General features: G+C 36.1%; 9 protein-coding genes. 8 read left to right on the forward strand and 1 reads right to left on the reverse strand.

The window, feature by feature from the left end:
• The first annotated feature begins 18 nt into the window (after positions 1-18).
• Genes EGT49_RS02295 through EGT49_RS02320 form a run of 6 tightly spaced genes read left to right on the forward strand, consistent with a single transcriptional unit; the run spans position 19 to position 11838 of the window.
• Positions 19-3549 carry a PD-(D/E)XK nuclease family protein gene (locus EGT49_RS02295; protein ID WP_135371350.1) on the forward strand — a complete coding sequence of 1177 codons (3531 nt, stop codon included), beginning with the start codon at positions 19-21 and terminating at the stop codon, positions 3547-3549.
• Positions 3542-7156, forward strand: coding sequence for a helicase-exonuclease AddAB subunit AddA (gene addA, locus EGT49_RS02300; protein WP_135371351.1), 3615 nt, complete (start codon positions 3542-3544; stop codon positions 7154-7156). The genes EGT49_RS02295 and addA overlap by 8 nt, the downstream gene beginning before the upstream one ends.
• Before the next feature lie 9 nt (positions 7157-7165).
• Positions 7166-9985 (forward strand): helicase C-terminal domain-containing protein, encoded by a 2820-nt coding sequence (locus EGT49_RS02305; RefSeq protein ID WP_246013781.1) that lies wholly within the window; start codon positions 7166-7168, stop codon positions 9983-9985.
• 46 nt (positions 9986-10031) lie between these two features.
• Positions 10032-10511, forward strand: a complete 480-nt coding sequence (locus EGT49_RS02310) for a DUF5590 domain-containing protein (RefSeq protein ID WP_135371353.1) — start codon at positions 10032-10034, stop codon at positions 10509-10511.
• A gap of 59 nt (positions 10512-10570) precedes the next feature.
• Positions 10571-11194, forward strand: coding sequence for a DnaD domain protein (locus EGT49_RS02315; protein ID WP_135371354.1), 624 nt, complete (start codon positions 10571-10573; stop codon positions 11192-11194).
• Positions 11194-11838 carry an endonuclease III domain-containing protein gene (locus EGT49_RS02320; protein ID WP_135371355.1) on the forward strand — a complete coding sequence of 215 codons (645 nt, stop codon included), beginning with the start codon at positions 11194-11196 and terminating at the stop codon, positions 11836-11838. Before EGT49_RS02315 ends, EGT49_RS02320 begins: the two co-directional genes overlap by 1 nt.
• Before the next feature lie 470 nt (positions 11839-12308).
• Here EGT49_RS02320 and EGT49_RS02325 read toward each other — a convergent pair whose 3' ends face one another.
• Entirely contained in the window at positions 12309-13268 is a 960-nt protein-coding gene (locus EGT49_RS02325) for a helix-turn-helix domain-containing protein (protein WP_135371356.1), read from the reverse strand.
• Between the two features lie 198 nt (positions 13269-13466).
• Here EGT49_RS02325 and rhaB point away from each other — a divergent pair, with 198 nt between their 5' ends.
• Both rhaB and EGT49_RS02335 read left to right on the forward strand, forming a co-directional pair.
• Complete coding sequence (gene rhaB, locus EGT49_RS02330) at positions 13467-14939, forward strand: rhamnulokinase (RefSeq protein WP_135371357.1); 1473 nt, start codon at positions 13467-13469, stop codon at positions 14937-14939.
• A gap of 2 nt (positions 14940-14941) precedes the next feature.
• Entirely contained in the window at positions 14942-16210 is a 1269-nt protein-coding gene (locus EGT49_RS02335) for an L-rhamnose isomerase (protein WP_135371358.1), read from the forward strand.
• Positions 16211-16229 lie beyond the last annotated feature (19 nt).

Raw genomic sequence — 16229 nt, forward strand, 5'->3', positions numbered from 1 at the left:
TTTTGCGGGTGAAGAATAATGACATTAAATTTTGTACTAGGTAAAAATCAATTTGACCACCATCAGAAGATGATGGAACTGTTTTCAACAGATTATCAAAAAGATCCAGAAGGGCAATTTTTCTTTTTAGTACCGAATCACATAAAATTCGAATCAGAAGTCAATATTCTCAGACACTTTGAGAAAGATAATCAAACTTTAGCGGCAACGCACAATGTTCAAACGTTCTCGTTTTCACGTTTAGCGTGGTACTTCTTACGTGATACTAGTGAATACAACTTAGAAACTTTGAGCCAGACTAAATCGGCCATGTTACTCAAGGATATCGTAGCTGAAAATAAAGCTGACTTAAAAATTTTTGCGGGGATGATTGATAAACCTGGTTTCATCGACCAAATGATTTCACAGTTCAATGAATTCATGAATGGTCAAGTGCAACCAGATGATATCGAACTAGCCTTGAATAACAATCAAGAAGGAATCTTTACTGACAAGATCAAGGAATTGAATCTGATGTATGATTCCTATTTGAAGCGCATCCAAGACTATCAGACTAATGATTTTCAATTAAACGCTTTGGCTGATTTTCTCAACACTAAAATAGGCACTTCCCACTATTACTTCTATATCGAAGGATTCTCTTCTTTTACTGCCACGGAAGCTAATTTAGTCAAATCAATGCTAGTTAATGGCGGCAGTTTGGATATTTCTTTAGTGATGGAAAAACCTGTTCTAAAAGATGATGATTTATCAGAATTTTATTATCGTCCAGGCAAAACATATCAGCAATTGCACGAGTTTGCAAAGCAAAAGCAAATAATTACTCGAAATGTTTTTGCGAACGCAAGTAGGGTTAGTCCGGATTTACAAAAGTTAGAGGATTATTGGATCGAATCAAGTGTGGGCAAGATTCAAAAGAGCGGTTTAGACAGTCAAAATTCCGTTCAAATTTGGAAATGTACTGACAAACAAACCGAAGTTTCTGCCATCAGTACCTATATTCGCCAATTGGTCGCCACACAAAATTATCGCTACAAAGACTTTTTGATTTTGGCCCGTGACTTGTCTGAATATGGTTCATTTATCGAATCGTTTATGGAAAATAATCAAGTCCCATATTTCATTGATTTACAAAAAAAGATGGCAAATCATCCTTTCAAACGCCTGATAGATCTATTGTTTGCTATCGTCAATAAAGGGATGCAGACCGACGACATTATCAGCTTATTGCGGACGGAACTATTGATTCCCGAAACTTTCAGCGATGACTTACCAGGATTTCGCCAAGCAATCGATTTAGCAGAAAATTACGCTTTGACTAATGGACTAACGAAACGAGCTTGGTTAGGAAATGACTTTCAACCCGAGGTGAAATTAGATCCCGTCGTCGATAAAATTAGAATTCACGAATATGAATTAGTGAATATTATTAAAAATTTCGTCAGTCAAATTTATTCACAATTAGCTAAATTTTTAAAGCAGTCACATACCTCTTTAGAGAGTGTCAGTTTCTTATACAACTTTTTGGAACAAAATCATGTTTTTGATAATTTATTAATTTGGCAAAAACAAGCTACTGAAGATAATAATTTAACTTTAGCCAACCAACCGGAACAAATCGTTGGCTTGTTCAATCAAATCTTAGACGAATACGTGTCAGTTTTTGGTGAGCGAGAATTCAACTCTAAAGATTTCATTGCTATCTTAGATGCGGCCTTTGAAAATGCCACCTATTCGCAGATTCCTTCAAACTTGGATTCCGTTAGCATTTCAGAAATTGGGATGATTCAGCCAACTGATCGAAAAATCACGTTTATTCTCGGTGCAACGACTAACAATATGCCTGGGACGACGGTTTCAAATGATATTGTGACTGATGATGAACGCCAATTTTTAAATGGTGAATTCACCGATGGCAAGTATTTGAATGAACCCGATGAAGTGATGAATAATTCCGAACCATTCTTACATGATTTAACCTTTACAACAAGTTCTCAACGACTGATTTTTACTTATCCTAATTTTACCGAGGACAATAAGCAACAAGATCTTTCTAGTTACGTTGTTAGAATTAAGAATCATTTCCGTTTGGATGAACAAAATATTCTCTTGAATCCCGTCAGCAGTGATGTTGGTGAAGACCAGGTAATTAAATATTTAGGTTCAAAAGCATCTAGTTTAAACTACTTGATACGTGTTTCCCGTTCGGCTTTAGATAATAAGAGTGATTTACCTGATGCCTGGAAATACGTCCGTTCAGTTCTTTTAAATGAAGAACCGACAACTAGTTTTGCCTTGAGTTCACTTGATTATCAAAATATCCCACATCCGCTTGAACCAGCGACGGTTGAAGCTTTGTATGGTAAAAACATCAATGTTTCAATTTCTCAACTGGAAACTTTCTATATGAATGAGTATGAATATTTCTTAAAGTATGGCTTACGCTTGCGGCCTAGAAGATTATTTGAAGTTACGCCTGCTCAAACAGGTTCAATCTTTCATGCTGTTTTGGATAGCTTGGTTAAGTTCTTACACGAGGAACCAAATCGTTCCTTGCGCAATTTAGCAGATAGTGAAATTGAAAACTTAGTTAGTGATTTATTTGATTCACAATTATTGTTGCCAGAGAATCGTATCTTTACTACTTCAACTAGAATGCAGTACATCTCAGACAAACTGAAGACTACCTTGATCCAACTAGTGAAGAATATGAAATTGCAATTTTTACGCAACAATTCGGAACCAGAAAAATCTGAAGTTACTTTTGGACGACTCAATCATAAACAGGATCTCCCAGGTTTGTCCTATGAGATTTCTGGTGGTCATAAGATCAATGTTCGTGGAAAAATCGACCGTATTGATGAAATGATTTTAGATAATTTAACTTATCTGACGATCATTGATTACAAGTCTGGTAATAAGAGCTTTGATTTTGCACAATTTTTGGAAGGTATCACTATGCAGATGCCGACTTATATTCAGAGTGTCTATAATAATTTGGATCTGTTGAGTGAATCAAGTAATACAAAAATTGGTGGGGCGCTTTACGAGCACATTCAAAATCCTTTGATTCCAATCGATAAGTCTTTGATCAACAAAAAGGATTTTGATGCTAAAATCTTACCAACTGATGTCCAAAATAAAGTTTTCAAAGAATTCCAATTGAATGGTCTATTGCTTAATGATGAAGATTTGTTAGCTAATATTGATTTGCAGGCAAGAACTTCAAAAGGGGCAGTTGCTAAGAGTTCGCCAGTAGTTAAGAAGAGTGATGGCAATTTAGTTACTGAACAAGATCTCTTTAAAATTCTTAATTACAATCAGCACTTGATCAAACAGGCTGGTGAAAAAATTTATTCTGGTAAATTGAATCTCAATCCTTATCGCTATGGTCGCAATACTGGGTTACAGTACAGTGATTATCGTCCGGTCTTTGAATTTGACGCTATGCTGCCGGAAAATGAGTATCACGATATTGTCAATTATCATAAGGAAGATGTCATCAAAGAGATTCAAGCAATTTTAGAGGATGGTGAAGAAGATGCCTGAGTGGACAGAAGATCAAAAAAAAGCAATTACTCATCAAGGACATGACATCCTAGTTTCCGCGGCTGCTGGCTCCGGAAAAACCACAATTTTGGTCGAACGAATTTTGGAAATGCTCAAAAATGGTGAGAACATTGATAACTTCTTAGTGGCAACTTTTACCGATGCGGCCGCTTTAGAGATGAAAGAGCGGTTATTAAAACGTATCAAAGCAGCCATCAATGAAACTGATCAAGAAGTGTCACGCCATCTGCAAAAGCAAATTTTTAAGATTCCGGTCGCAAACATTAGTACTTTGCATGCCTTTTGTTTGAGTATTATTAAAAAATTCTATTACGTGATTGACTTGGATCCTAATTTTCGCTTGTTGAGTGATGTGACTGAACAATCACTCATGAAAGAACAAGCTTACGATAATTTGCGGACGAAGTATTATGACAAAAAAGATACTGACTTTTTAGCTTTAACCGATAATTTCACCGATGATCGTAGTGATGACGCCTTAAAAGACGTGGTTTTCAAGTTGTACGACTTTGCTATTACTAATGATCAAACTGAGAAATGGCTCGATGACTTAGTTAAGACTTACCAATTTGACGACAGCTTCTCAAATTCAAATTTCTATCGTCATGAAGCGGTTCCTCAAATCAAGAATCGTCTGGAACAAATTTTAGATTTGATTGGGCAAGGACTTGATGTCACTGGCAGTGATGAACTAGCTTGGAAATCATTAGATGCTTCATTTATTGCTGCTCGTGAAGCAGTTGAAAATTTGGAAAATGATTTGTTAGGTAAAAGCTATTCAGAACTTCGAACTGAATTAATGGGTCTGAAGTTAATGGCCGCTAAACGTCTGAAAAAAGACGAAACTGAAGGCGAAGACCTGTCATTTGTTGAGGAAGCCAAGACAATCAAAGGTAATGTTAAAAAACAACTTGATAAATTAATTGACGATTTTTACGTTTTGTCCGAAGCTGATTTAGAAAAATCACTCTTAGACGCTCAAAAAATTGTCACAAAATTAGTTGAAGTCGAACGTGGTTTTATCAAAGAATATGCCCAACTGAAAACTAATAGTCATACCCTAGATTTCAACGACTTGGAACATATGGCAGTTGAAATTTTACAGACGCCAGTTGATGACCACTTGGTAGCGTTAGATTATTATCAAACTAAGTTCCACGAATTGATGATCGATGAGTATCAAGATGTTAATGCGATGCAAGAAAAGATTATTCAGTTGTTATCCAATGACAACAATCATTTATTCATGGTTGGGGATATTAAACAATCGATTTATGGTTTCCGACAGGCTGCACCGTACATCTTTGCTAAAAAATACGATGATTTTCAAAAAGAAGATAATCCCAACGAATTGATTCAACTGTCAAAGAATTTCCGTTCTTCACGAGCAGTTGACCTGTTCGTCAATCAAATTTTTAGACGTAATTTTGATAAAAAAATCGGTGATATCGTTTATGATAAGAAATCCCAGCTAGATCCAGGAACTGACTTTCCAAAAGAGGTCGACACTGAAAATGAATTCAATTTAATCGTTAACAATGACGACGAAGAAGTTGAGAAACGTCAATTGTTGATTGAAAATGCGGCCAAGCGAATTCAGACTTTGATGAAGAGTGATTTCCAGATTTACGATGGTAAGAAAAAGGAAATGCGTTCTTTGAAATATTCCGACATTGCTATTTTGTCGCGAACTAAGGAAAACAATACCGACGTCATTTCCTATTTTGCCAAGGCTGATATTCCAGTCATGGTGACCGACGCTCAGAATTATTTCCAAACGACCGAGTTACAAATCATGATGTCGATGTTACAAATAATCGATAATCCGTTTCAAGATGTACCACTAGTGGCGGTTTTACGTTCACCAATCGTGAATTTGAACGAAGAAGAATTAGCAGAAATAAGATTAGTCGATAAACAAGAATATTATTTCACGGCACTAAAAGAGTATTTAGTTGCTGAAAATGCTAAGCCAGAGATTAAGAATAAATTGCAGTCATTCCTGATTCAATTAGAAAATTACCGTGAATTTGCGAATAAAAACAGTATTTCGCGTTTGATTTGGAAAATCTATCAAGAAACCGGATTACTGGAATACGTTTCCGGAATGCCTGGTGGTAAACAGCGTGCCGCCAATTTACACGCCCTTTATCAACGAGCTGATGCGTACGAAGAAACTAATTATAAAGGTTTACATCAATTCATTAATTTTATTCAACGGATGCAGGATTTGAACAAAGACTTATCACAGCCTAGCAGTATCGAAGCAGTCGATGATACGGTCAAAGTCATGACGGTCCACGCTTCAAAGGGTTTGGAATTTCCAATTGTGATTTATCTTGATATGGCAAAACAGTTCAATAAATTAGACTTCCAAGGTTCAACTTTGTTTGACGTTAATAACGGAATTGGTATTACATTAACCGATAACCAGACTCGTCTAGAATATAAGACGATTCAAAGAAACGTTATTAGTAGCCAAAGAAAATTAGCCACGATTTCTGAAGAAATGCGTTTGTTGTACGTTGCCTTGACCAGAGCTAAACAAAAGTTGATCATGTTTGGCTTTACCAAAGAAATTGCTGACACCTTTAAAATGTGGGATAACGTTACCCCAGATTCCGGCGTTATCAATGAATCAATCCGTATCAAAGCCTTGAGTTTTCAAGATTTGGTTGGTATTAGTACCTTGAGTGACCAACAAAGAGTGCCACTGGATGAAGATAAATTTGAGAATCAAGCTTGTTTCTTGAAATTGAATTTGATTCACCCCCAAGCTCAAGACCAAGGTTTGAATAAGATAATTATTCCTAAGACCGCACCAAAAGATCCGTCTGATTTATTTAAGAAAACTGTCAAAGACATTTTGGATTTCAAATATCAATATCAAGGGTCAGTTGATACTACTGCTTATCAATCAGTTTCTGAAATCAAAGGTTTGTTTGCCGATCCTGATGAAGCGGAGATGTCAGAAGATTTATTGGAAGAAAAGTCACGCTTTAATTTAGGTTCGTTTGCTAAACCAAAATTTTTGACCCAAACTAAGCAAGTGACCGCCGCTGATGTTGGTAGTGCCACGCACTTGGTTTTGCAAAAGATTGGCCTTGAAAAGACACCGGAATTAAGTGATTTTACTGAATTATTAGATCAATTGGTTAATGAAAAATTATTGACTGAAGAATTAGCTGACAAGATCGACTGTCAAAGCCTGGTTAACTTTTATCAAAGTGATTTAGGAAAATTGATTGTGGAGAATTCGCAAAATGTTAGTCGTGAATATCCAGTTTCAATTTTGATGTCAGCTAAAGAATTGTTTAAAAACACTTCCAAAGATTATTCTATTAACGATAAAATATTAGTTCATGGTATTATTGATGGAGTGATTGAAACGAATCGAGGGATCGTTATTTTTGACTACAAGACAGATCATGTTAGTGATGGCAATTTGGCAGAATTGATCGAAAAATATTCTGGCCAAGTCAACTTGTATGCCAAAGCGATTTCGGCGATTAAAAATAAACCCGTAGTGGGTAAATATCTTTACTTCTTGAAGATTAATGAGGCTGTTGATTTACAAGAGAAATGAAGATGAGAGGTGAATGATTTGAAAAATTCTTACGCTGTTGTTGATTTAGAGACTACCAATTCTAATTGGCATGACAATGGGCGTATAATTCAATTCGGCTGTGCCCTTATCGAAAATGGTGAAATTACGCATATTTATGATCAAAAAATAAATCCCAAAGTACCGATTCCTAACCGAATCACTGCTTTAACGGGATTGAGTGATGAAGATGTTTTGGATTCACCAACATTTGAAGAAGTTGCACCTGATATTTTTAAACTTTTAAAAAATCGAGTTTTTATTGCACATAATGTGAATTTTGATTTGACCTTTTTAAATCGTGAACTTAAACGTATCGGAATGAACCAACTCAATGTCAAAGCAATCGATACTGTTGAATTATCGCAAATACTTTTTCCAACAATTAGTAGTTATAAACTACAAGATTTAACACATTATTTAAGCATCGTTCACAAAAATCCACATAGTGCAAATAGCGATGCACACGTGACCGCAGAATTGTTCTTGATTATTCTCAAACGGATTCAACAATTACCACTAGAGACTTTGCGATTATTGGCAAAATTTGGCAAAAATACTATTCGTGAAACGAATCTAGTTTTCAAGACAATCTTAGAAGAGCGTGAAAAAGAATCACGTCAGGCAGTTTTACCGGCTTATTTATATGAGCGAAACGGCTTGATTTTAAGAAAAAAAGATTTCCATGTCAGTGAAAAAATCGATCACACAACTAAATATCCTAAGAGTCGAGAGGCCAAAAAACAGTTGCTTGATGGCATCCTCGATTATCGAGTCAATCAATCTAATTTGATGGATAACATTTATCATACGAGTCAAAATCGTGATAAAACCAAAAAGTGGAATTTGATTGAAGCACCAACTGGTGCCGGGAAGACCCTAGGTTATTTGTTACCACTGTCTTATTTAGTTAACATTAATCAAAAGTTAGTGATTGCGACGACGACGAAAGTCTTGCAGCAGCAAATTGTCGATCAGTCGATTCCGTTGTTGAATTCGGTTACGAACAACGAATATCATGCGGAAATAGTTAAAAGTAGTTACAATTTTATTGATTTGGACCGTTTTTATGAGGCACTAGATAATTACCGTTTACACAGTCATACCGCTATTTTAAAGATGAAAATTTTGGTTTGGCTGACGATGACCACCACGGGTGACTTGAGTGAATTGCATTTAACAAATTACAACAGTCCCTTGTTTAGCATTATTAGACATCGTGGTGAACCTAAAGAAAATACGATCTTTGGTCGGGATGATTTCTGGCTTTATCAACAAAATCACTATATGGAATCACGCATTTTGGTGACTAATCAGTCATTTTTGGCTCGTCACTTGGACAGTCCATTTTGGGGTAAAAATTCTTATCTAGTGATCGATGAAGCTAATCATTTTGCTGGTAGCTTGCGGGATGCGAGTTCGCCAACAATTGATTTTTTGAAGTTGAACGAATATGTTAAGAAAATTAGTGACATCTTGTATCAGAATCGTGTCACGCTTCGTTATGCTTTCACTGAAGTTACGACTCAGTTGTGGAATTATCAAGACTTGCAGGGGATGGAAACTCATTTTCAAGCAGTAGACGAATTGATGCAACGATTGGAATACAATATTTTTGGTTCCTACATTCAAAATCAAGTTAAGTTTAAAGACCGTGAAGAGTTTGTTTCACTACTAGATAGCGATAATACTTTTGGGAAGGATAATCAAAAGTTACTCGATCTGTTGTCTGACTTGATTGTTGAATTATCATTGATCTCTAATCGAGTTGAGACTTTGTTTGATCAATACAATTTCCAAAAGAACTTTATTTCCGTCGAACTATCTAAAGTCATCTCTAATTTGACCATCGAAAATGCTAAATTGCGTTCAGTCATCATCAATTTAGATGAATTAGCTCAAGCTCTTCAAGGTCAAGGTGAAAAGTTTGGCGTTCAACTTGAAATGCGTGACTATTATGAAGTCAATACTTTAAAAATCAGTTGGCGTCAATTTGATATTCATACTTTGATTGATCAGACCACACAACGTTTCAGTCAGATTTTTGCGATTGGGGCAGCGATTACGGTTCAAAAAGACTTCTCGCACTTTATTTTGGATACGCAATTGAATCAAAATCAGATCAATCAGATGGTGATTTTACCTGATACGAACAGTATTTCTAAAAACAGTAAAATCTATTTGCCGGCTGATTTACCAGATATTCAGAGCTTGACTAGCGATGACTACTACAAAATGGTCACACGTTATATCGTTGATGTCTTGGATAATATGGATCATCAAACGATGATCTTGTTTAATTCTTTAAATACGTTGAGTAATGTCTATCAACTGTTGATGGAAACCGACGTTAAAGAGAAGTGGGAAATTCTTGCTCAAGGTGTTACTGGTTCAAATGAAAAGATTAAAAAACGTTTTGCCATCGGTCGTCGTTCAGTTCTTTTAGGAGCTAATTCTTTCTGGGAAGGGGTCGATTTTCCTAAAAAGATGCTCGAGATTTTGATTGTGACACGAATTCCTTTTGAATCTCCTGAACAACCAGATGTCAAAATTAAACAAGATATTTTGAAGCAACAAAATCTCAATGTGTTCAAGGTCGATTCTTTGCCGAACGCTATTTTGCAGTTACGTCAAGGACTCGGTCGCTTAGTTCGAACACCAACCGATCGTGGTGTGATATTATTGTTAGACAATCGAATTTTAACTAAGAGTTACGGTAAAACTATCTTGGATTCTTTGCCAAAAGGTTTACCAGTCGTAAATGAGGATATGGATACGATTAAAAAAGATATAAATGAGTTTTTGAATTGATAAAAAATTGCTATACTTATCTCTGTAACTACGAAAAGGAAGTATTATGACTAAAAGCACAAAAATTTTATTGACCATATCTCTGATTGCCTTGGCAATTGTCTCAGTATTGACTTATTTAAACCTTTCTTTTGCTCCTTATTCCAGTGCCAAATCACAAGCTAATGATATCGCCCAAGAAAAAGCAGGTATCGTGCAACCTGATTATTTCGGCAATTACACCCGCCAAAAACAGTATTATGCAGTTGGTGGCTTAACGAAGAAGCAGAAGTATCGTTATATTATCATCAATGCTAAAAGTGGTAAGACAGAAATAGTTAATAAGAATAACGCTCCAGTTCGCCAAACAATCATTGACGGTGTAGCTGATCGTTATGGTGCTAAAAAGATTTTGCATATCAATTTAGGACTATACAAAAATAAGCCAACTTGGGAAGTCACTTTCCAAAAGAAAAATGGCTCTATCGGTTATAATCTAGTTGACTTTAGAACTGGTGACAGTATTCAAATTATCGATAATATTTAAAACAAACTAAAAAAAGTCGAGACGATTCTCGGGCTTTTTTTGTTAATTGGAGGAATTTAATGGAGGATGCGGTATTTAATCAATTTGTCGACAGTGGCAGTACTAGTATCAACAATTTGATCTTAAAAAATTACCATAAACTGGGCATGACTGAACAGGATTTGATCGTCTATTTAGGATTATCAATGTATGCTCAAAAGGGCGTCACTTTCCCAATGGCTAAGGATTTAGCCGACGATACCGGAATGGACGAGGCTAGCATTTATACAATTATTCAAGGATTGATCAAATTAGGCGTTATTGAATTAAAAACTATCGTTGATCATCATCAACAACGTGACATTTATTCGTTGACGCCAATTTATCATCGTCTGAAAAATCTCTTGCAACAAGAACATGACTCAGATAAGCAAAATAAATTGATGTCAGATACTGAAGAGTTGTTCAAAAAAATCGAGGTTGAATTTGGACGACCAATTTCACCGATTGAGCAAGAACAAATTCATCAATGGATCGACGACGACCATTACAGTATCGAATTGATCGGTTTGGCTTTGCGCGAGGCGGTCTTGAATCAAGCTTATTCGCTGAAATATATGGATCGGATTTTAATTAGCTGGGAAAAGAGTAATATAAAGACAGCAGAACAATTACAAGACCGTCGAAAGAAGTTGGGATACTAATGTTAAAAGATGAACAAATCGTTTGGGCTATTCGTCAGATGGAAGAAGATATTGGACCAGTTGGCCCATCGCTTGATTCCAGAACACCATTTCAATATTTAGTTTCAGTTATTTTGAGCGCTCAGGCCACGGATGTTTCGGTCAATAAAGTGACACCAATTTTGTTTGCTAAATATCCAGAGCCAAAAGATTTAATGAATGCCAAATTAGAAGATGTTGAACAAATTATTAAAAGTGTTGGCTTATTTCACAACAAAGCTAAGAACATTATTAAAACAGCTGGTATCGTCCATAACGAATTAAATGACGTTGTCCCAGAAACTAGAAAGGGCATCATGGCTCTTCCTGGTGCCGGGAGAAAGACCGCTAACGTTGTTTTGAGCGATGTCTTCAATCAACCAACTTTTGCGGTCGACACGCATGTATCTGCCATTTCAAAGCGGCTACATTTTGTTGACCAAAAGGCTACTCCAATTCAAGTTGAGAAGAAAATCGTTAGTGTGATGCCACCAGAAGAATTACACCAAGCACATCATACGATGATTGAATACGGTCGCAAGTATTCAATGAAACTTGATCCAGCAAAAGAAACGAATCAGTTGATTATTCAATGTGATGAAATGAATCGTGAAAATGAAAAATAGAGTTTGATTTGTTGGAGGAGTGGTTGAAGTATGCCGTCCTCCGCAACAAACTCGATTTTGGGCTGGAACGTGGTGGGCCGACTTGGAGCCAATTTCAAAAACCAGAAATTGTCTTCAAGCTCGACCTTATTCTAAGCAATAAATTGCTAAGAATAATTTCACCACTGAGCCCAAATCGAGTTTGTTGCTCCGGACTGAATAACGGATCTATTTTTTATCTGCTTTCTATTCTTTACGAATGGAAGGTCTATTCATGATGATATTTTTGGTTATTTAAATATGGAGCTCAGTTCTGTTTAAGAACTGATTAGCTTCTCTTATAAAAAAATAACAGCATCTATTCATAAAGACGTAATGACTACAAATTAGTCTTGTGTGCGTCGGGAATAGATGCTGTTTTTCATTTATTTTGAATTCAAAATAGCGGAAAAAGACAATTCAACACTATCAAAATTTTAAAAAGATTCCTTTTAGCGTTCCTCACCAGGATTGTTGTGATAGTACTCTCGATACTTTTTATAAAAATCGGTTCGATTTTTCATACCGATAGCATCGATTACGTCGGAAATTGGCATGGTAGTTGAGGTTATTAAGGTGTGGGCGTTAATTAGTCGTTGTTTCATAATCAAAGTGCTGAAAGTTGAACCAGTCTCTTTTTTGATAAAATTGCTGAGATAATTCTTATTGTAGCCGTATTTTTTGGCCAACTTTGTTAGGTTCAAACTCTGATAATCTTGGGAAATGTCTTTGAGAATTTTGATGATGATCTGCTGTTGCGGATCTTTTGTGGTGGGAGAGACGTGATAGTGGCGGACTAATTTGGCTAGAAGTATTGATAAATATGATTTGATGATGGTATTTGAAAATTCTCGTTTGGAATAGTATTCGGTGATGATATCTTCCATAGTTTTGTTGATGTCGTCATCGACATTTTTTCCAAAAAGCATGTACTTGATCGAATTATTTTCACCAGCCGCTCGGTTGATTAAAAATTCATAGAGAACCGATTTAGTCCGACTCATGTCATTTAAAAAATTGATACTGATATTCTTATCTCTAAATAACAAATTAATTAGTAAATCATTTTCGCCCAGGCGTTTGATTGAATGTGAGCAACCAACATCAATCAATAATAAGTCGCCTTGATTCAAGTGAACTGGTTTTCCGTCGACTATTTGATTACAGGTTCCACTGAGCATGTAATTCATTTCCAAGAATTGGTGGGAATGTTCCGGATAATCGGCGAAACGACTGTGTTTGCTAATATAAACATCTCGATTACGAAAAAAGTAGTCATTTAATATTTGACCAGTCTGTGGTTCTTTTCTGACGGCATAATTAGGCAAATCATCCACGTGATGGTTTGTCTTTTTTTGTTCTACTTCAATTAATTCATATTGCTTTAAACGTCTTAGAATTCTGGCATCCATCGACTGTGCCTCCTGTAAATATGTTACTAAAGGAATGTATTACTGACATTGTTAGTAGTCATGTAAGCGGTTATATTTAGTTATGAAATGTTGATACAAGAGCTTTTCTAAAATAATTAAGTAATTTAAATATATCACATTTTGTTATGATTAATAATTTTATCGCAATAATTAAAATTTAAAAAAGGAGGAAAAGAAATGTCAAAAACTTATGTTGCAGTCGACATTGGAGCTTCAAGTGGCCGGTTGATGTTGAGTCAAATCAAAGACGGCAAAATTGATTTACAAGAAGTTCATCGATTTAATAACGGTTTTAAAAAAGCTGATGGTCACGATTGTTGGCAAATCGATCAAATCCTCAAAGAGATTTTTACAGGTTTGAAGAAAGTTAAACAATTAGGTTTTAACGAGATTGTTCTTGGAATTGATACTTGGGCTGTTGATTATGTGTTAGTTGGAATGGATGGTCAAAAGATTCAAAATCCCATTAGTTATCGTGATGCAAGAACGAAAGATGCGTTAGAGAAATTGACGACTGATGTGCCCAAGTCACTGATTTATAAGAAAACTGGAATTCAGTTTTTGAATTTTAATACGCTTTATCAACTCTATACCGAAAATAAAGATGAGCTGAAAAAGACCGATAAGATCATGATGATTCCTGATTATATCGGCTATGTTTTAACTGGTAATGCAGTGACTGAGGTTACCAACGCTTCGACGACACAAATGTTGAATTTACGTGAAGGCTTGTTTGATAAGGATCTATTGAAAAAAGTTCATGTTGATCAAAATCAATTTCCTAGATTAGTTGAATCGGGTACGATTCTTGGCAATATTCGTCACGCTTGGCATGTTAAATATGATATTCCAGAAACTGAGGTTATCACGGTTGCTACGCATGATACTGCTTCAGCAGTTCTGGGAACTCCGGGAATTGGCGACCATTGGGCATTTCTAAGTTCAGGAACTTGGTCGTTGTTGGGAACCGAATTGAATGTGCCTGAGATTGGTGATTTAGCTTTTGAAAGTAATTACACCAATGAATGGGGAGCTTATGGAACGTATCGCTTTTTGAAAAACATCATGGGACTTTGGATGATTCAAAACGTTAAACACAATTTGAATGATCAATATAGTTTTGCTCAACTAGCCGAGTTAGCAGGGCAAGCGAAGCCATTTGAACAATTCATTGATGTGAATGATGAGTCATTTATCAATCCAGAGAATATGATTGAAGCCATTCAAACTTATTGTCAAAAAACCAGTCAAGTCGTTCCCCAAACTCCGGGTGAAATCGCAATGGCAATTTACTCCAATTTAGCTTTGTACTATGCCAATGAACTGGAAAATCTCAATAATATCTTGGGATACAAATTAGAAGCGCTCAATATCGTTGGTGGTGGTTCAAATGTTAAATTGCTGAACCAATTGACTAGCACCTTGGCTGATATTCCGATATTCGCTGGACCTAGTGAAGCTACCGCAATTGGTAATTTGGTAGTTCAAATGATCACTGAAAATGAGATCAACAACATTGCTGATGCGCGAGAAATAATTCGAAATTCTTATCAAATTAATGAATTTCATCCAGAAACTAATAAGTATGGTGACATTTTAAAAGATTATCAAGATTTTCTTAGAGGAAAAATTAAAGTAAGTGAGGGATAAAAATGGTTAGTTCAGAAAATGTAGAAAAGGCTTATCAAGAAGCAAAAGAACGTTATGCCGCAATCGGGGTTGATACTGATGCAGCTTTAAAGGAATTGAAAAAATTAAAATTGTCAGTTCACTGTTGGCAAGGGGACGACATTCATGGATTTTTAAATCCTAATCAAGAATTGACTGGAGGTATTGGAGTTTCTGGTAACTATCCAGGAATTGCCAGAACTCCTGATGAGTTGACAAGTGATTTGAGTGAAGCTTTGTCACTTATCCCTGGAACTCATAAAGTGCAACTTCATGCTATTTATGCGGTTACGAATGGTCAAAAGAAGGGCATCAACGACTTAGGACCAGAAGATTTCAGTTACTGGGTTGACTGGGCTAAGAAAGAACATGTTGGTTTGGATATGAATGGAACCTTTTTCTCACATCCGATGGTCAAAAATAACTTTACGTTAGCCAGTCCTGATAAAGATGTCCGTGATTTCTGGATTGAACACGGTAAAATCAGTCGTGAAATTGCCAACTATTTCGGAAAAGAATTAGGTCAACAATCCATCAATAACTTCTGGATTCCGGATGGTTTCAAGGACAATCCAATTGATAAAGAAACGCCACGTCGTCGTTTGATTGAGTCACTCGACCAAATTATTGAAAAGAAGTATGACGAAAAGAACACCATTGAAGCCTTTGAAGGAAAGTTATTCGGTACCGGTATCGAATCATATACTGTTGGCTCACACTTGTTCTACAACAATTATGCTTTGACTAGAAATAAGCTTTGGACTATTGATGCTGGACACTGGCACCCAACAGAAGATGTTTCTGATAAATTCTCAGCTTTCTTGCCATTCGGTAAAGGCTTGATGTTGCACGTTTCTCGTCCTGTTCGTTGGGATAGTGATCATGTGGTTATTTTCGATGAGGCTTTGGTCAGAATTGCTCGTTCATTAGTTCGAGATAACGAATTGAATCGGACCAATGTTGGCTTGGACTTCTTTGATGCCACAATTAATCGTGTTGCTGCTTGGGTCATTGGGGCTCGTGCTACACAAAAGGCCTTCTTACAAGCAATGCTTGAACCAATCAACCAATTAAAACAAGCTGAAATCAACTTTGACTTCACAACTAGATTAGCTGAAACCGAAGAGTTGAAGTCATATCCATTTGGAGCTGTTTGGGATGAGTTTTGTCTTCAAAATGATGTTCCAGTTGGGACTGATTGGCTGGAAAATATTCATCAATATGAAAAAGACGTTCAATTCAAACGTAACTAATTTAAATTAACTAGAGGAA

This window comes from Companilactobacillus suantsaicola, assembly GCF_004745525.1.
In the GTDB taxonomy this organism is placed as follows: Bacteria; Bacillota; Bacilli; order Lactobacillales; family Lactobacillaceae; genus Companilactobacillus; species Companilactobacillus suantsaicola.